This window comes from Kytococcus schroeteri, assembly GCF_002847825.1.
Lineage (GTDB): Bacteria > Actinomycetota > Actinomycetes > Actinomycetales > Dermatophilaceae > Kytococcus > Kytococcus schroeteri.
Genome location: NZ_PKIZ01000010.1, coordinates 89,099 through 106,283 on the forward strand (window position 1 = coordinate 89,099; position 17,185 = coordinate 106,283).

The 17,185-nt window shown below is 73.2% G+C and carries 15 protein-coding genes and 1 pseudogene; 7 read left to right on the forward strand and 9 right to left on the reverse strand.

Going from position 1 to position 17,185, the window contains the following annotated elements:
* Positions 1-263 precede the first annotated feature (263 nt).
* Positions 264-521, forward strand: coding sequence for a hypothetical protein (locus tag CYJ76_RS06580; protein ID WP_101849601.1), 258 nt, complete (start codon positions 264-266; stop codon positions 519-521).
* A 72-nt stretch (positions 522-593) separates the two neighbouring features.
* Positions 594-1,348: pseudogene (locus CYJ76_RS12640) on the forward strand (transposase).
* 9 nt (positions 1,349-1,357) lie between these two features.
* Here CYJ76_RS12640 and CYJ76_RS06590 read toward each other — a convergent pair.
* The 5 genes from CYJ76_RS06590 to CYJ76_RS06610 all read right to left on the reverse strand — a co-directional run bounded on the left by CYJ76_RS06590 (position 1,358) and on the right by CYJ76_RS06610 (position 6,374).
* A complete protein-coding gene (locus tag CYJ76_RS06590) occupies positions 1,358-1,651 on the reverse strand; it encodes a hypothetical protein (RefSeq protein ID WP_101849602.1) in 294 nt (97 codons plus the stop codon).
* 165 nt (positions 1,652-1,816) lie between these two features.
* A complete protein-coding gene (locus tag CYJ76_RS06595) occupies positions 1,817-2,755 on the reverse strand; it encodes a glycerophosphodiester phosphodiesterase (protein ID WP_101849610.1) in 939 nt (312 codons plus the stop codon).
* Positions 2,756-2,881: 126 nt separating this feature from the next.
* Complete coding sequence (locus CYJ76_RS06600; RefSeq protein ID WP_070704354.1) at positions 2,882-4,405, reverse strand: helix-turn-helix domain-containing protein; 1,524 nt, start codon at positions 4,403-4,405, stop codon at positions 2,882-2,884.
* Between the two features lie 92 nt (positions 4,406-4,497).
* A complete protein-coding gene (locus CYJ76_RS06605; protein WP_101849603.1) occupies positions 4,498-5,784 on the reverse strand; it encodes an HRDC domain-containing protein in 1,287 nt (428 codons plus the stop codon).
* Complete coding sequence (locus CYJ76_RS06610) at positions 5,784-6,374, reverse strand: DUF3000 family protein (protein WP_070704788.1); 591 nt, start codon at positions 6,372-6,374, stop codon at positions 5,784-5,786. Before CYJ76_RS06610 ends, CYJ76_RS06605 begins: the two co-directional genes overlap by 1 nt.
* Before the next feature lie 100 nt (positions 6,375-6,474).
* On the opposite strand from CYJ76_RS06610, the gene hemE reads away from it, so the two are divergent.
* Genes hemE through hemQ form a run of 3 tightly spaced genes read left to right on the forward strand, consistent with a single transcriptional unit; the run spans position 6,475 to position 9,670 of the window.
* Complete coding sequence (hemE, locus tag CYJ76_RS06615) at positions 6,475-7,539, forward strand: uroporphyrinogen decarboxylase (RefSeq protein ID WP_070704791.1); 1,065 nt, start codon at positions 6,475-6,477, stop codon at positions 7,537-7,539.
* Positions 7,536-8,939 (forward strand): protoporphyrinogen oxidase, encoded by a 1,404-nt coding sequence (gene hemG, locus CYJ76_RS06620; RefSeq protein WP_101849604.1) that lies wholly within the window; start codon positions 7,536-7,538, stop codon positions 8,937-8,939. The genes hemE and hemG overlap by 4 nt, the downstream gene beginning before the upstream one ends.
* The gene (gene hemQ, locus CYJ76_RS06625) at positions 8,936-9,670 is read left to right on the forward strand and encodes a hydrogen peroxide-dependent heme synthase (protein WP_070705698.1); all 735 of its coding nucleotides are present in this window, start codon (positions 8,936-8,938) and stop codon (positions 9,668-9,670) included. The genes hemG and hemQ overlap by 4 nt, the downstream gene beginning before the upstream one ends.
* A 76-nt stretch (positions 9,671-9,746) precedes the next feature.
* Here hemQ and msrB read toward each other — a convergent pair whose 3' ends face one another.
* Together msrB and CYJ76_RS06635 are read right to left on the reverse strand one after the other, a co-directional pair.
* Positions 9,747-10,208 (reverse strand): peptide-methionine (R)-S-oxide reductase MsrB, encoded by a 462-nt coding sequence (msrB, locus tag CYJ76_RS06630; protein ID WP_070705697.1) that lies wholly within the window; start codon positions 10,206-10,208, stop codon positions 9,747-9,749.
* Between the two features lie 92 nt (positions 10,209-10,300).
* A complete protein-coding gene (locus tag CYJ76_RS06635) occupies positions 10,301-12,712 on the reverse strand; it encodes a lamin tail domain-containing protein (RefSeq protein ID WP_101849605.1) in 2,412 nt (803 codons plus the stop codon).
* Between the two features lie 172 nt (positions 12,713-12,884).
* On the opposite strand from CYJ76_RS06635, the gene CYJ76_RS06640 reads away from it, so the two are divergent.
* Positions 12,885-13,940 (forward strand): DNA polymerase domain-containing protein, encoded by a 1,056-nt coding sequence (locus tag CYJ76_RS06640; protein ID WP_070705695.1) that lies wholly within the window; start codon positions 12,885-12,887, stop codon positions 13,938-13,940.
* 12 nt (positions 13,941-13,952) lie between these two features.
* Here the strand turns inward: CYJ76_RS06640 and CYJ76_RS06645 are convergent, their stop codons facing one another.
* Both CYJ76_RS06645 and CYJ76_RS06650 read right to left on the reverse strand, forming a co-directional pair.
* Positions 13,953-14,276: a hypothetical protein gene (locus tag CYJ76_RS06645; RefSeq protein WP_070705694.1), complete on the reverse strand. Its 324-nt coding sequence runs from the start codon at positions 14,274-14,276 to the stop codon at positions 13,953-13,955.
* A 45-nt stretch (positions 14,277-14,321) separates the two neighbouring features.
* Positions 14,322-15,416: an ATP-dependent DNA ligase gene (locus tag CYJ76_RS06650; RefSeq protein ID WP_101849611.1), complete on the reverse strand. Its 1,095-nt coding sequence runs from the start codon at positions 15,414-15,416 to the stop codon at positions 14,322-14,324.
* A 69-nt stretch (positions 15,417-15,485) separates the two neighbouring features.
* On the opposite strand from CYJ76_RS06650, the gene glpK reads away from it, so the two are divergent.
* Positions 15,486-17,036, forward strand: coding sequence for a glycerol kinase GlpK (glpK, locus tag CYJ76_RS06655; RefSeq protein ID WP_101849606.1), 1,551 nt, complete (start codon positions 15,486-15,488; stop codon positions 17,034-17,036).
* Positions 17,037-17,185: the final 149 nt, after the last annotated feature.

Sequence of the window (17,185 nt, forward strand, 5' to 3'; positions counted from 1 at the left end):
TCGAGCACGCTCGGGGATCGAAGCCGCAGTCCCTCTCGACTCATCGAGGCGTGCGCCTTAGGCTCACCACCGTGAAGAGGAACGCGAGACTCTGGCGTTCAGTTCGGGGATGCACGGTCACGGGAGTCACACTCTTGGCGTTGGCTGCATGCACGAGCAACGGCGATAGCGACGAGCCCTCGGATGAGGGGGCCTCGAGCCCTCCGAGCGCTTCAGCATCGGAGAACCCGTCGCAGGAGTACGAGGCCAAGGGGCCTGGCGGGATGGCCGCGCAGCTCAAGGGAACCCTGACGCAGCGGGAAGGGTGCTGGGTCGTGGAGGGCGAGCACCAGGGCACGACCGTTCCAGTGTTCCCGACCGGCGAGGTCGTCTGGGAGGACGACGGCCTCACCTACCAGGGCACCCACTACGGCGAGGGCGACGAGATCGCGCTGGGCGGCGGGAACCCCGGTGAGAACGCCACGAGCGACTGCGAGGGCGACTCGGTGTTCCACGTCGCCGCCTCGTCCTCGTCTGAGTGACATGGGACTGCTGCACAGGTAGGTGACATCTGGTCTGTGACGCTACGAGGCGTCGCTGGACGGATGTGCACCGTGCCCAAGCCCTGTCCCCAAGAGTTCCGTGACGACGTGGTCAACGTCGCCCGAAACCGTGAATCTGGACAGACGATCAAGTAGATCGCAGCCGACTTCGGGATCGCCGAGTCGTGCTTGCGCAACTGGATGCGCGCGGCCGAGGTGACCGATGGCGCCCGGCCCGGGAGGATGACAGCGGAGAACGTCGAGCTGAGGGAGGCCACGAAGCGGATCCGGTTGCTGGAGCAGGAGAACGAGGTCTTGCGCCGCGCTGCGGCTTACCTGTCTCAGGCGAACCTGCCGGGAAAGTGATGTACCCGCTCGTCCGCGAGCTGGCCGGTGACGGGATCCCCGTCATGGTGACGTGCCGGGTGCTCGAGATCGCTCGCCAGCCCTGCTACCGGTGGCTGTCCAGCCCGGTCACTGACGCCGAGCTGGCCGCCGCTTACCGCGCCAATGCCCTGCACACCGACAGGGCATCGCAGTTCCGAAGCCGGACGTTCGTCCGCGCTCTGCACCGTCACGGCATGGTCGGCTCCATGGGCAAGGTCGGCGCGGCCGGCGACAACGCTGCGATGGAGTCCTTCTTCCCTCTGGTGCAGAAGAACGTCCTGGACCGTCGGCACTGGACGACCCGACAGGACCTGTGGATCGCGATCGTCACCTGGATCGAGCGCACCTACCACCGCCGCCGGCGGCAGGACGCTATCGGCCGGTTGGCCCCCATCGAGTACGAGACCATCATGACCACACTGGCCGCTCAGGCAGCCTGACCCGACCTGTCACCCGTCCGTGCAGCAGTGCCTCTGGCGGAAGTCATCGCCGGGGCGGGGCGCGATGCCCACGGAGGTGTGCGCCCGGATCGTGCCGTTGGACAGTCGCTCACGGCGGTAGCCCAGGCTCGACCACGCCGAGATGTGGGCGGCGCCCACGTACTGGGTGCGGGCACGGGTGAGGACGGGGCCGTGGGTGTGGCCGGTGGAGACGGTGCGCCCGGTGGCCAGGCGGACGGTCACCCGGGTGGTCTTGCTGCCGGAGGTGATGGTGACGCGGTCCTTCGTGCCGTCGTCGTCCACGTCGGCGGTGGTCGTGTACGAGCTCGCCGTCGGGGTGGCCCCGGTGGTGGGCCCGGCCCTCGACCGGATGCCCCCACTGTGCCAGCCCCGGCCCGTGCGCGGCTCGCCCCCGACTCACAGGTGCCGCACGGTCGACTCACACCCGGTCGACGCACACCCGTCGGCTCAGGACCGTCCGGCCACCACCGCCAGGGCGCGGTCGGCGCGGTCGGTCACCAGGCCGTCGACGCCCAGGTCGAGCAGGCGCCGCATGTCGGCCTCCTCGTTGACGGTCCACACGTGCACCTGCGCGCCGGCGAGGTGCGCCGCGTCGAGGAAGGCGTGGTCCACCACGCGCAGCCCCCGGAAGTGCTCGGGCACCTGGTAGGCGTCGATGCCGTGGGCCACCCGCCGCACGAGCCGGTGGGTCCACTCCTCGGCCGCCGTGGCCAGACGCCGCCCCGGTGCGGCCAGGCGCCCCCGGGTCAGCTCGGCGGTACCCACCCCGATGCCGGCGGCGAGCACGAGCAGCCGGCTGGCGGCCCACATCGCGGCCGTGCGGGCCTGCCCGGCCGAGGTGGCCACGGGGCGCGAGAGCAGATCCAGCGCGCGCTGGCGGCGGGCGTCGTCGAACGAGGTGAGCAGCACCCGGTCGTGCACGCCGAGGCGCTCCACGAGGGCCACGGTCGGCTCCACCGCGCCGTCGGACTTGAGGTCCACGTTGAGGCGCAGTCCCGGATGCCGGGTGAGCAGTTCCTCCAGCGTGGGCACCGGGTGGCCGCCGGTGATGCGGGCCCGGCGCACCTGCTCCCACGGCAGGTCGGCGATGCGGCCGGTGGCGTCGGTGACGCGGTCCAGGGTGTCGTCGTGGAAGGCCACCACCACGCCGTCGGCGGTGGCGTGCACGTCGGTCTCCACGTACGTGCAGCCCAGGGCCACGGCGGCGTCGAAGGCCGCCATCGAGTTCTCGCTGCCGTCCGGGGCGAACCCGCGGTGGGCCAGCACGAGCGGGCCGTCACCCGCCAGGTAGGGCGTGCGCGTGTCCCCGGCGTCGGCACCGCCGGGGGAGGGGATGCGGGCGGCGGGGGCAGGGTCCTCGGGGAAGAGGTGTCGCGTGGCGGCCATGGGGGCAGCCTCCACCACCTCGGTGAACGGGATCTGTCCTGTGGTGGCCCGCCCCGTCCACCACGCCACACACACGACGGCCGGGCCCGCGCCTGCGGACCCGGCCGTTGGCCGTGCGGTGGGAGATCAGATGTCGCGGAACACCGTGATGCTCGCGCCCAACTCGTTGAGGCGCGTGGCCAGCGCTTCGTAGCCGCGGTTGATGACGTACACGTTGCGCAGCACCGAGGTGCCCGGCGCGGCGAGCATGCCGAGCAGGATGACCACGCCCGGGCGCAGCGCCGGCGGGCACATGATCTCGGCGGCGCGCCAGCGGGTCGGGCCCTCCACCTGGATGCGGTGCGGGTCGAGCAGCTGCACGCGGGCGCCCAGGGTGGACAGCTCGGTGAGGTGGATGGCGCGGTTCTCGTACACCCAGTCGTGCACCAGCGTCTTGCCCTCGGCCATGGCGCCGATGATCACGAAGAACGGGAGGTTGTCGATGTTGAGGCCGGGGTACGGCATCGAGTGCACCTTGTCCTGCGGTGCCACCAGCGGGCCGGGCTTGTACGTGATGTCCGCCAGGCGGGTGCGCCCGTTGGCCGAGGTGTACTCCTCGGTGAGCTCGTACTTCATGCCCATGTGCTCGAGGGTGGCCAGCTCGATCTCGAGGAACTCGATCGGCGCCCGCTCGATGGTGATCTCGGACTGGGTGACGATGCCGGCCGTCAGCAGGCTCATCGCCTCGATGGGGTCCTCGCTGGGGGAGTACTCGACGTCGGTGTCGATGTCCTCCACGCCGGTGATGGTGAGCGTGGTGGTGCCCACGCCCTCGATCCTCACGCCCAGCGCCTCGAGGAAGAAGCACAGGTCCTGCACCATGTAGTTGCTCGAGGCGTTGCGGATGACCGTGGTGGTCGGCTCCATGGCGGCGGCCATGATGACGTTCTCGGTGACCGTGTCGCCGCGCTCGGTGAGCACGATCGCGCGGCCCGGGGCCTTCTTGGTGACCGTGGCGTTGTACTGGCCCTCGGTGGCCAGCACCTCCAGGCCGAAGGGCTTGAGCGAGTTCAGGTGCGGGCCCACGGTGCGGGTGCCCAGGTCGCAGCCGCCGGCGTAGGGCAGCTGGAACTCGGGGTACCGGTGCAGCAGCGGGCCGAGGAACATGATGATCGAGCGGGTGCGGCGGGCCGCGGCCTCGTCGATCTCCTCGAGCTTGAGGCGCTCCGGCGGGGTGATGCGCAGGTCGTTGGTGTCACCGAGCCACTTGGTCTCGACGCCGAGGGAGTTCAGCACCTCGATGAGGCGGTTGACCTCCTCGATGCGGGCGAGGTTGCGCAGCGTGGTGGTGCCCTTGTTGAGCAGGGAGGCGCACAGCAGCGCCACGGCGGCGTTCTTGGAGGTGCGCACCTCGATGCTGCCGGAGAGCTTGCGTCCGCCCTCGATGCGCAGGTGCTGGGGCATGGAGGCCGGCACGACGATGTCGTGGTCGAGGGCCTCGCTCACGCGGGCGATGGTGTCCAGGGAGAGGTTCTGCTTGCCCTGCTCCATGCGCGCGACCGCGCTCTGGCTGGTGTTCAGGATCTCCGCGACCTGCTGCTGGGTCATGCCCCGGTGCAGTCGGGCGTCGCGGATGAGGTTCCCGATCCGTGCCAAGTACTCATCAGTCATGCCCTCGACGGTATCTCATGGATGAGATATCGCAACCGGCCGACGCTCCGACAGGCCGTGTGTCATGGCCCACCTGCGGGTGCCCGACGGCCTCAGGCGGCCGCCTCGGCGACGGCGCGCACCACCACCGGCACCGCCAGGCCACGCTGCCACTCACGCGCCCCGCCGTCCGCCAGATGGCGCTCCACCTCGTCGGCGTCCACCCGGTCCCTCTCGGCGGTCTCCCAGAGCAGGTCGCGCAGCAGCGAGGGGGTGAGGAGGTTCTCCACGGGCACGCCCAGGTCGTCGGCGATCTCCCCGAGGTCGGCCCGTGCTCGGGCCAGGCGCGCGGCGGCGCGGGGGTCCTTGTCGGCCCACGCCTTGGCCGGGGGTGCCCCCACGGCGGGCAGGCGGGCGGCGGGCAGCTGGTCCTCGGGCAGGGCGCGGGCGCGCTGCACGGCCCCCCACCACTGCTCCTGGTGGCCCTGCAGCGTGGCCAGGGCCCGGCGCACGCGGCGCTCGGTGGTGCCCGCGGTGCGCGAGGGCCGGCCGCCTCGGGCGCGGCCGCTGCGGCCGGCGAGGGCGAACTTCACCACCGGGGCCATGTCGGCCGGCTCCACCATCGGGGCGGTGGCCAGGGCCACGAGCGCCTCGTCGCGGATCACCTTGGAGGGCGGCACGTCGCGCTCGCGGGCCATGGCGTCGCGCACCTGCCACAGCTCGCGCAGCGTGGCGGCCTGCCGCGGACGGCGCAGCCGGTGGGAGCCCGACGTGCGGCGCCAGGCCTCCTCGGTGTGCTCCTTGCCGCGGAAGTGCGTGAGGGCCTCGAACTCCTGCCGCGCCCACTCCAGACGGCCCAGGCGCTCGAGGTCCTGCTCCATCGCGTCGCGGGTCTCCACGAGGACCTCCACGTCCAGCGCGGCGTAGACCAGCCAGTCGTGGGGGAGCGGGCGGGTGGACCAGTCCACGGCCGAGTGCTCCTTGGCCAGGGTGAGCCCCAGGTAGTGCTCCACCACCGCGGCCAGGCCGACCCGGGGCAGTCCCACGAGGCGCCCGCCCAGCTCGGTGTCGAACAGGGCGCGGGGTGCCAGTCCCAGGTCGGTGAGGCAGGGCAGGTCCTGGGTGGCGGCGTGCAGCACCCACTCCGGGCCGTCCAGTGCCGCGGACAGGGGCGACATGTCGTCGATGCCGGTGGGGTCCAGCAGCACGGTGCCGGCCCCCTCGCGGCGCAGCTGCACCAGGTAGGCGTCGTTGCCGTAGCGGTGGCCCGAGGCGCGCTCGGCGTCCACGGCCACCGGTCCGGTGCCGGCGGCGAGCCGGGCGGCGGCCTCGGCCAGCGCGGCGTCGTCGGCCACCACCTCCGGCAGCGGCTCGGCAGGGCGGTCCAGCGGGGTGGGCATCAGCGCACCCCGTGCAGGGCCACCACGCCCTGCGGGAGCTCCGGGACGGGCGGCAGCCCGGCGATCGTGCACAACAGGTCCCTCCAGGCGTCGAAGTGGCGCAGCAGGTCTGCGTCCAGGGGTGTCCAGGAGGCGCGCACCTCCAGGGTGACCTCCGGCCCGAGGTGCTCGCGGGCCCCGAAGGGCTCCGAGGTGACGCGCGTGCTGGTGCCGCTGAGCGTCTCCAGGTGGCACCCCTGCTGGGCCAGGCACTCCTGCAGCCAGGCTCGACCCACCTCGCCGAACAAGGGGTCGTGCGCCAGCTCGGACTCCACCGGGCTGCTCGCGAAGGTCACCACGCGCCAGTCACCGCCCCACTCCTCCGGCGAGTCCGGGTCGTGCAGCAGCACGAAGCGGCCGGCGGCCAACGGCTCGGCCTCCGGGTCGGCGGCCGGCACCTCGGCGGTGAAGGCCACCGAGGTGGGGGCCAGACGCGAGGGGGAGGGGACCTCCTCGCAGAGCACGCCGGCGCGCGGCGGGGCGCTCCGCAGCATCTCCAGGGCGGCCTCCGGGTCCGCAGCACGGCGCCCGGGCAGGAAACGGGGGGTCACACCGGGGACGATATGGCGCGGCGCCGACAACCTCCCGCAGGCGCGCCGTGCCGCCCCGCCCCGGCCGGTGACACGGCTGCTGCCGTGGGACGATTCGGCCATGACTGAGCACGCCGCCACCGGTTCCCCCACGCCCTCCGCCACGGTGCCCACCCTTGTCGCCGCCGCACGGGGACAGGAGGTGCCGCACACGCCGGTGTGGTTCATGCGCCAGGCCGGTCGCTCGCTGCCGGAGTACCGCGCTGTCCGTGAGGGCAACGCCATGCTCGAGGCCTGCCGCGACACCGACCTGGTCACCGAGATCACCCTGCAGCCGGTGCGCCGCCACGACGTGGACGCCGCCATCTTCTTCAGCGACATCGTGGTGCCGCTGCAGGCCGTGGGGGTGGATCTCGACATCGTGCCGGGCACCGGCCCGGTGGTGCCGCAGCCCTTCCGCACCCGTGCCGACCTGGACCGGCTGCCGGAGCTCACGCCCGACATGGTCCCGGACATCAGCGCCGCCATCGCCGCCGTGCGCCGCGAGCTGCGCCCCGACCAGGCCCTCATCGGCTTCGCCGGCGCGCCGTTCACGCTGGCCAGCTACCTGGTGGAAGGGGGCCCGTCGAAGAACCACGAGAACACCAAGGCCCTCATGCACGGCGACCCCGAGCTGTGGAACGCGCTGTGCGAGCGCCTGGCCGCCATCGCCGGGGCCTTCCTGCAGGTGCAGGTGGACGCCGGCTCCGATGCGGTGCAGCTCTTCGACTCCTGGGTGGGCTATCTCAACCGCCGCGACTACCAGCGCTTCGTGGCCCCGCACTCCGCGGCCGTTCTCGCCGCCGTGGAGGGCCGCGTCCCCCGCATCCACTTCGGCGTGGGCACCGGGGAGCTGCTCGACCTCATGGGTGACGCCGGCGCCGAGGTGGTGGGCGTGGACTACCGCGTGGACCTGGCCGACGCCCTGGCCCGCACCGGCGGCCGCCACGCGCTGCAGGGCAATCTCGACCCGGCCCTGCTGTTCGCCCCCACCGAGCCGCTCATGGCCCGCGTCGACGAGATCGTCGCCGCCGGCCGCACCGCGCCGGGCCACATCTTCAACCTCGGCCACGGGGTGCTGCCGTCCACCGACCCCGACGTCCTCACCCGCGTCACCGCGCGCGTGCACGAGGTCTCCGCGCGATGACGCGAGCGGTCGTCGTCGGTGGAGGACTCAGCGGCCTGGTGGCCGCCCGGGAGCTGGTGGTTCACCACGGCATCGCGTCGGGTGACGTGACCGTGCTCGAGGCGCGGGAGCGCGCTGGCGGTGTGCTGCTGCGCGGCGAGGTGGCCGGCCGCACCGTGGACCTCGGTGCGGAATCGGTGCTCACCACCCGCCCCGAGGCGACGGACCTGCTGGCCGAGCTGGGCCTGGCCGAGGAGGCCGTGCACCCCACCGGGGTGCCGGCCGCGGTCTGGTCGCGTGGCGGCATCCACCCGGTGCCCCGCGGCACCCTCATGGGTGTGCCCGGCGACGCCGCGCAGGCCGCCGGGCTTCTCACCGAGCAGGAGGTGGACCGCGCCGACGACTCCGGCCGCGAGCACCCGCCGCTGGTCGAGGACGTCTCGCTGGGCGACCTCGTGGCCGAGCGGATGGGCGACGCGGTGGTGGACCGCCTCGTGGAGCCGCTCCTGGGCGGGGTGTACGCCGGCCACGCCCGCCGGCTCTCGGTGCGGGCCTGCCTGCCGGCGCTCGCCGAGGCCGCGGCCGAGGGGCGCTCGCTCACCGAGGCCGTGCAGGCCGCCACCGCCCGCAGCGGGGGAGGCACGCAGGCCCGGCCCGCACCGCCGTTCGCCTCCCTGCCCGGGGGCCTGGCCCGCCTCGTGGAGGCGCTCACCGACGACCTGGTGGCCCGGGGTGTGAGGGTCCGCACCGGCACCCCGGTCGAGGCCGTGACGCGCACCGACGGGGGCTGGGAGGTCCGCGCCGCAGGCCAGGCGCTGCCCGCCGACGCCGTGCTCCTGGCCGTGCCCGCCCCGGCCGCGGCCGCCCTGCTGCGGCCCGAGCTGCCCGCCGCGGCCGACGAACTGGCCGCCGTGCCCACCGCCTCGATGGTGGTGGTGACCTTCGCGTTCCCCACCGCCGCGATGCCGCCCCTGGACCGCTCGGGCTTCCTCGTGCCCCCGGTGGACGGCCGCGCCATCAAGGCCTCCACCTTCCTCAGTGCCAAGTGGCCCGGTGTGGGCGACGACGAGGTCACCCTCGTGCGCGCCTCCCTGGGCCGGGCCGGGGACGACCTCTCCGACCGCACGGACGACGAGCTGGGCGCCCTGGCCCTGGCCGACGTGGCGCAGGCCGTCGCGGAGCACACTGGCGCCGACCTTCCCGCGCCGCTGGAGGTCCGGGTGCAGCGCTGGCCCGACGGCCTGCCCCAGTACGAAGTGGGGCACCTGGAGCGCATGGCCCGCGTGGCCGACGCCGTGGCCGCCGTGCCCGGCCTGGAGCTCGCCGGGTCGGTGTACGACGGGGTGGGCATCCCGGCCTGCATCGGTACCGCGAGGGCGGCCGCCGCCCGCCTCGTGGCCGGTGGGAGGATGGGCGCATGAGCAGCTCAGATCGCGTCAGCCCCGCCAAGGTCCGGGAGATCAACGAGTCCGTCCGCTACACGATGTGGTCGGTCTTCGAGGTGCCGGACGTCCTGCCCGCCGACCGCGTGGAGCAGATCGCCACCGAGGCCCAGGAGTTCCTCGACGGCCTGTCCGCCCAGGGCGTGGAGCTGCGCGGCACGTACGACATCGCGGGCATGCGCCCCGGTGCGGACTACCTCGTGTGGTGGCACGCGGAGTCCAACGACCAGCTGCAGGCCGCCTTCCGTGCCTTCCGCCGCACCGAGCTCGGCGCGCGCTCCCGCTGCACCTGGACCGCATCGGCCCTGCACCGCCCGGCGGAGTTCAACAAGTCCCACGTGCCGGCCTTCCTCGCCGGTGGTCGTGTACGCGAGTACCTGTGCCTGTACCCCTTCGTACGCGACCCGGAGTGGTACCTCATGGAGGCCGACGAGCGCCGCCGCATGCTCGTGGAGCACGGCATGAAGGCCCGTGACTACTCCGAGGTGCGCGCCAACACCATCCCCGCCTTCGGCCTGGCCGACTACGAGTGGGTGCTGGCCTTCGAGTCCGACGACCTGGGCCAGATCGTGGACCTCATGCGCACCATGCGCGAGACCGACGCGCGCCGCCACGTGACCCTGGAGACGCCCTTCCACACCGGCAAGCGCACCCCGCTGGCCGACATCGTGCGTGAGCTGCCGCACCACCCGGCCGTGCAGGCCGGCTGAGGCACCCACCGACCGACTGCACGACGACGGCCAGCTCCTTCACCGGAGCGGGCCGCCGTCGTCGTCGAGGGGAGCGTCAGTCCCGTCCGCCGCGGACGGTCTCGCCGCCGTCGTCGGGGGTGAAGGTCATGCACACGGAGTTGATGCAGTAGCGCGTGTCCGTGGGGGTGTCGAAGCCCTCGCCGGTGAACACGTGGCCCAAGTGGGAGCCGCACGCCGCGCACCGGGCCTCGATGCGGGGGCGGTTCGGCAGGGAGTTGTCCTTGAGATACTCCACGCGGTCCTCGGCGAGCGGGGCGTAGAAGGCCGGCCAGCCGCAGTGTGCGTCGAACTTGGTGCTGCTGCGGAAGAGTTCGGTGCCGCACCCGCGGCAGGAGTAGACGCCCTCGCCCTCGAAGGACTCGAACTTCCCGGTGCCGGGTCGCTCGGTGCCGGACTGGCGCAGCACGGCGTACTCCTCGGCGGAGAGCTCCTCGCGCCACGCGGAGTCGTCGCGGCCCAGAGGGTACTTGGCGGAGTTGAGCAGGGGGATGTCCATGGGCAGATCCTCCCACCGCACGCTGCGCGCCACCCCCATCGGGTCGACGGGGGTGGCGCGCGGGTGAGTCAGCGCAGGGCGCGCGTGGCCGGTCAGCGCAGAGCGCGACGGTCCACGCTGACCACCTGCGGGTCGTGGTCGCTCAGCTGGTCGTGGAAGTCGGCGTTGACGTGCACCACGTCGTGGCGGTAGGCCGTCACCGGACGCTTGCCCTGGAAGGCCGTGGTCATGCCCGGGGAGAGCAGCAGGTGGTCCAGCACCTGGCTGTTGCCCTGGTAGGTGTACGTGTACCGGTCGGCCGGGTGCAGCTCGCGCGGCAGGTCCCGCAGCGCCGTGGCACCCGAGCCCACGAGCGTGTCGGCCACGGGCGAGAACTCGAAGTCGTTCACGTCACCGGCCACGATGACGTTCGCCTGCGCGTCCTTGGCCAGCAGCGAGTCCACGAAGCCGCGCACCTCGCGGGCCTGCTCCATGCGCTGGGTCTCCGAGGAGCGCACCGGCTGCTGCCAGCGGCCGAAGATCGGGTCGTCACCGCCCTTGGAGCTGAAGTGCACGCCGATGACGAACACCGGGCGGCCCTGGAAGGAGTACTCGGCCACCACCGGCTTGCGGGAGTTCTCCCACGCGCTGCTCAGCGGGTTGATGCGGCCGGGCGAGGCCGAGAGCGCCGCCCAGCGGCCACGGGACTCCACGGTGGTGGCCGTGGTCGCGTCGCCGCCGGGGCGGTGCACGAACCTCAGGCCGTCCACGTCGGTGCGGTGCAGCATCACGTTGCGGATGTTGCCGCCCGGCTGGCCGCCGTCCTGACCGTCCTCGGGGTTCACCCAGCGGGCCTCGTAGCGGGGGCCGCCGGCGGCCTCGATGGCGGCGATGAGCTGGTCGGTGGTGGTGGAGGAGTCCACGGTGCCGTCGTTCTGCACGCCGTTGTCGTCCTGCACCTCCTCCAGGGCCACGATGTCGGGGGCGCCCAGGTGGTCCACCAGCTGGCGGGCCAGGCCGTCGAACTTGGCGGCGTCGTCGGTGGGGTCGAGGTTCTCCACGTTGAAGGTGGCCACCTCGAGGGCGTCCTTGCGGTTGGGCGCGGCCACGTCGCGGCTGAACGGGCTGGCCTGCACGGAGCCCAGCTCGGTCACCTTGAGCTTGAAGTTGGCGTACGAGTAGTCGAGCACGCCGGCGGTCAGGCCGTCGAAGCGCGCGCCGGTGTCCACCTGCGGCAGCCCCTCGGAGCCCAGCAGGTCGCCGGCCAGCTGCACGCGACGGGCGTTCGGCTGGCCGTAGCCGCCGTAGACCACGCCGCCGAAGACGCTGCGCTGCGCCCCGGCGTCGGCAGGCACCACGGGCACCTCGTCGAACGAGGCGGTGGGGCCCACCGCCTGCGCGTCGCGGACGCCCACGCGCATGCCCTCCAGCGCCTCGTAGGCATCGATGGCGTCGACCTGCGGCAGGAAGGGCACGCCGGCGTACTCCACCGAACCCGGGTCGCCGGACTCCACCGTCTGCGCGGGCACCTGCACGTCCTCGCCAAGCACCACCGGGGCGGGCACCTCGCTGGTGCCGGTCACGGTCACGGTGGGGTTGGTGAGCTGGGTGGTGGTGAGGTTGTCGTGGCCGCCGGAACCGCCGGGCCGGTACTCGGCCACCAGGCCGTCCACGAGCACCGCGTCGCCCACGGCCACCCGGGTCTTGCCGCGGGTGTACACGTACACGCCCTCGCTGGTGGCGTCGTCCTCGTCCGGGGTGGTCGACTGCATCCAGAAGCCGTTGCGGTCGGTGGTGGTCACCACGCCGGGAACGCCCCGCACGCCCTGGCCCTCCAGCGGGGAGCGGTGCGCGGTGCCCTGGATCTCGGCGATGGTGACGTCGCCCGGCTCGGGGTCCGGGTCGGGGTCCGGCACCGCGGAGCAGTCCACGGGGGCCTCGGTGCTGTTCTCCGGGGTGGGGGCGCCGGTGGTGAAGTCCGCGGCGTTGCTGTCGGTGTCGTGGCACGGCTGCGTGCGGGCCACCGAGGTGGTGTTGGAGGTGGCGCCGGCCGGCAGGCCCTCGGCGGCGTTCGCGCCGCCCCAGCCCAGCAGGTCCACCACGGAGCCGTCCGGGCCCACCAACTGCAGCTTGGCGCCGGAGGAGGACATCGGCACGGTGCCGGTGGCGTCCGGGGTGGGCAGCGGGGCCGCGGAGGTGTTGGACCCGGCGGCCTGCTGCACCAGGAACCGGGCGCCGGGGGCCACGGAGCCGGAGAGCTTCGTCACCTGGGCGGAGCTGCCGGTGGCGGAGCGGTACTCCAGGGTCCAGCCGGTGAGGTCGACGGCGTGGTCGCCACGGTTGAACAGCTCCACGAAGTCGTTGCGCAGCGGGGCGCCGGAGTTGCCGCCGCCGCCGTAGGCCTCGGAGATCACGAGGTCCTCCGAGACGGCGTGCGCGGGCGCGGTGGCCGCGCCGGCCAGGGAGGCGGCCGGCAGCAGGAGGGCCAGCGTCAGGGCCAGCGGGGTGCGGGTGAGGGGTCGCATGGTGCGTGGTCTCCCAGGTGGGGGAACAGGACGCTGCACCCTGACAGACCACGGTGTGCACAAGGTGCCGCCCACGTGGACGCCCGGTGAACGAGGCCGCAGCGCACGGACCGCGCCGTAGGCTCGCCGGTGCGCGGGCTCACCGCGCACCCCCTCGAGGCAGGAGCACGGCATGGCGAGCAAGGCCACCACCCTGGAGGTGCCCGGACCGGACGGCACGGTGCGGCAGGTGCGGGTCTCCAGCCCCGACCGCGTCATGTGCCCCGCCGGCGAGGCGCCCGGGGCGCTCGAGGTCACGAAGCTCGACCTCGCGGAGTACCTCGTGGCCGTCGGCGAACGCTTCCTGACCGCCAACGCCGACCGGCCGGTGACCCTGCAGCGTTTCCCCACCGGCATCACGGGGGAGGAGTTCTACTCCAAGAACCCGCCCAAGGGCGCCCCGGAGTACCTGCGCACCACGACCTGCACCTACCCCAGCGGGCGCTCGCACGAGCAGGTCGTCCTCGACGAGGTGGCCTCGGTGGTCTGGGCGGCGCAGATGTCCACGCTCACCGTCCACCCCTGGCCCGTGCGGACCACTGACCACTCCGGGGAGCTGCTCAACGACTGCCCGGACCAGGTACGCCTGGACCTCGACCCGATGCCGGGGCGCGGCTTCGGCGACGTCGTCACCATCGCCCGGGCGGCCCGCGAGCTCCTCGAGGAGGTGGGGCTCACCGCCTACGTGAAGACCTCCGGCAACCGGGGTCTGCACGTGTTCGCCCCCATCGCCCCGGAGCGGGAGTTCCTCGACGTGCGCCACGGTGTTATCGCGCTGGCCCGCGAGTTGGAGCGCCGCCTGCCGGAGCTGGTGACCACGCGCTGGTGGAAGGAGGAGCGGGGCGACAAGTGCTTCGTCGACTTCAACCAGCACTGCCGCGACCGCACGCTGGCCGGGGCGTGGAGCCCCCGTGCGCTGCCGGGTGCGCCGGTGTCGCTGCCGGTGGCGTGGGCCGCCCTCGATGCCGTGGTGCCCGGCGCGGTGAGCGTGCACACCGTGGCAGAGCACCTGGCCGAGCCCGACCCGTGGGCCGACATGCTCGAGCATCGCGGGGACTTCTCCCCGGTCATGGCGATGTGGGAGGCCGACCTCGAGCGCGGGCTGGGGGAGGAGCCGTTCCCGCCGGACCACCCGAAAATGCCGGGTGAGCCGCCCCGTGTGCAGCCGAGCCGGGCGCGGAAGGCCTGAGGCCGGCGGCCCTCAGTCGCGCGCGGCGCGGCGCTCCCGCGCGGTGCGCTCGGCGCGGGTGGCCAGCAGCCCGGTGGTGCCCAGCACCAGCAGCAGGGCCACGAAGGTCACCAGGGCCAGCGGCAGCCACCCCATGCCGTTGGCGCCCAGGAGGTACAGGCCGGCCCCCACCAGCAGGGCCACGAGCGACATCGCGCGCACGATGCCCTTGACCGGCACCGGCAGGGAGCCGGAGCGTCCCAGCATCAGCACGGCCACCACGGCCAGCAGCCCGGCGCACACGGCGCCCGGGATCCACGAGGTCGTCTCGCCGGCGGCGGTGAGCAGTGCGTGCATGGGTCCTCCCGAGGTGTTCGTGGCCGTGCGCTCCGGTGGGGACTCTCAGGAGTCCGCGGCCAGCACGGCGTCCAGATCGTAGCCGGAGGCCACGTCCACCTGCTCCAGCGTGCACTGCGCGGCGTCCTTGTCGTCGCGCCAGCGTAGGAAGCGCACCGCGTGGCGGAACCGGTGGCCCTCCAGCTGGTCGAAGGCCACCTCCACCACGCGCTCGGGGCGCAGCGGCACGTAGCTGGTGTCCTTGCCGGAGGTGAACCGGTTGCGCGCCCGCTCGGCGCTGGCCACCGACCCGTCGGCCTCACGCACCACCCAGGGCTGCAGCTCGGCCTCGAGCTCGGCCCGCCGCGCCGTGGTGAACGCCGAGGCCCCGCCCACCGGCACCAGCTGGTCACCCGACCACAGTCCCAGCAGCAGCGAGCCCACCCCGGTGCCGCTCTTGTGCACCCGGTAGCCCACCACCACGGCGTCGGCGGTGCGCTTGTGCTTCACCTTGAGCATGGTGCGCTTCCCCGGCTCGTAGGGGGTGTCGAGCCCCTTGGCCATGATCCCGTCGAGCCCCGCGCCCTCGAAGCGCGTGAACCAGTCGGCCGCCTCCCCGGGGTCGGTCGTCGCCCGGGTCAGGTGCACCCCGCCGGATGCCGGGAGCCCACCCACGAGCGCCGCCAGCCGCTCGCGTCGCTCGGCGAAGGGCCGCTCCAGAAGCGAGCCGCCCGCATCGGCCAGCAGGTCGAAGCAGATCACCTCGCCGGGGGTCTCGGCCGCCAGCCGCTCGATGCGGGAGGCCGCCGGGTGGATGCGCTGGGCCAGGGCGTCCCAGTCCAGCCGCTCGGCGCCGGGCTCCCCGCTGCGCACCACGAGCTCGCCGTCCACGATCGCCGGGGCCGGCACGGCACGCACCTTCTCCACCACCTCGGGGAAGTACCGCGCCAGGGACTTGCCGCTGCGCCCCAGCAGGTCCACCGCGTCGTCGCCCTCACCCACGGCCGCGGCGGGGTCGGTCGCGGCGCCGCGCACCACGAGCACGCGGAAGCCGTCCCACTTGGGCTCGTAGCTGCACCCACCGGGCAGGGCGTCGGCGGCAGGGACCTTCGCGGCGGCCTTGGCCAGCATCACGTCGGGGATCACGGGGGAGTCGGGCATGGCGCCAGTCTGGTGCACGCCGGCCCATCCACCCGTCTCCTCCGCCCCGCCCGTGGCAGGGTGCCTGTCATGTCCAGCCCCCGCTACGTGCTCGCCATCGACCAGGGCACCACCAGCACCCGCGCCATGCTCTTCGACCGCGACGGGCGCCCGGTGGCCACCGACCAGCTGGAGCACCGGCAGGTGTTGCCCCGCCCGGGGTGGGTGGAGCACGACCCGATGGAGATCTGGCGCACCACCCGGCAGGTGGTCGCCGGTGTGCTGGCGGCCGCGGACACCAGCGCCGCGCACCTGGCCGCCGTGGGCGTGACCAACCAGCGCGAGACCACCGTGGTGTGGGACCGCCGCACCGGCGAGCCGGTGTGCAACGCCCTGGTCTGGCAGGACACGCGCACCCGCTCGATGGTGGAGGAGCTGGCGGCCGAACCCGGCCCGGACGGCGAGCCGCTGGGGGAGGACCGCTTCCGTGAGGTGACCGGCCTGCCCCTGGCCACCTACTTCTCCGGGCCCAAGCTGCGCTGGGTGCTGCAGCACGTGGAGGGCGCCCGGGAGCGCGCCGAGGCCGGTGACCTGCTCTTCGGCACCGTGGACACCTGGTTGGTCTGGAACCTCACCGGCGGCGTGGACGGGGGAGTCCACGTCACCGACGTCACCAACGCCTCGCGCACCCTGCTCATGGACCTGCGCACCCTGGCCTGGGACGCCGACACCTGCGCGGCCCTGGGCATCCCGATGGCGATGCTGCCGCAGATCCGTTCCTCCTCGGAGGTCTACGGCCACGCCCACGAGCACACCGTGCTGGCGGGTGTCCCCATCGCCGGGGCGCTGGGCGACCAGCACGCCGCCACCCTGGGCCAGGCCTGCCTGGAGCCGGGCACGGCCAAGAACACCTACGGCACGGGCAACTTCCTGCTGCTCAACACCGGCAGCCAGCCGGTGCGCTCGCAGCACGGCCTGCTCACCACGCTGTGCTGGAAGCTGGGGGAGGCCGACCCGGTCTACGCCCTCGAGGGATCCATCGCCGTCACCGGCTCCCTGGTGCAGTGGCTGCGCGACAACCTCGGCCTCATCAGTAGCTCCGACGACGTGGAGACGCTCGCGGCCACCGTGGACGACAACGGCGGCGCCTACTTCGTGCCGGCCTTCTCCGGGTTGTTCGCCCCGCACTGGCGCGCCGACGCCCGGGGCGCGCTGGTCGGTCTCACCCGGTACGTCGACAAGGGGCACATCGCCCGGGCCGTGCTGGAGGCCACCGCCTTCCAGACCCGCGAGGTGGTGGACGCGATGCTGGCCGACGCCGCCGCGCTGGAGCTGGACGTCACCGAGCTGCGCGTGGACGGCGGCATGACCGTCAACGACATGCTCATGCAGTTCCAGGCCGACGTGCTCGACGTGCCCGTGGTGGTTCCCGAGGTGTCCGAGACCACCGCCCTGGGCGCGGCCTACGCGGCGGGTCTGGCGGTCGGGTTCTGGCGCGACACCGCCGAGCTGGCCGCCCACTGGCACGAGGCGCGCCGGTGGGAGCCGCAAATGGACCCCGCGGTGCGGGACCGCCACGTGCGCACCTGGGCCAAGGCCGTGCAGCGCACCCTGGACTGGGTGGAGGACGAGTCGGTTTGACCTGGGCAAGGGGGGGGCGATAAGAATGCGGCGCGACAATCACCACACACGAAAGGGGCTCTTCCGATCTGAGGGTGTAGCAGTGGTGGTGTGACCGGGTCGAGGTAGGGGTCGAGGTCCCCTGATGATGGGGGTTCCTACACCGACCC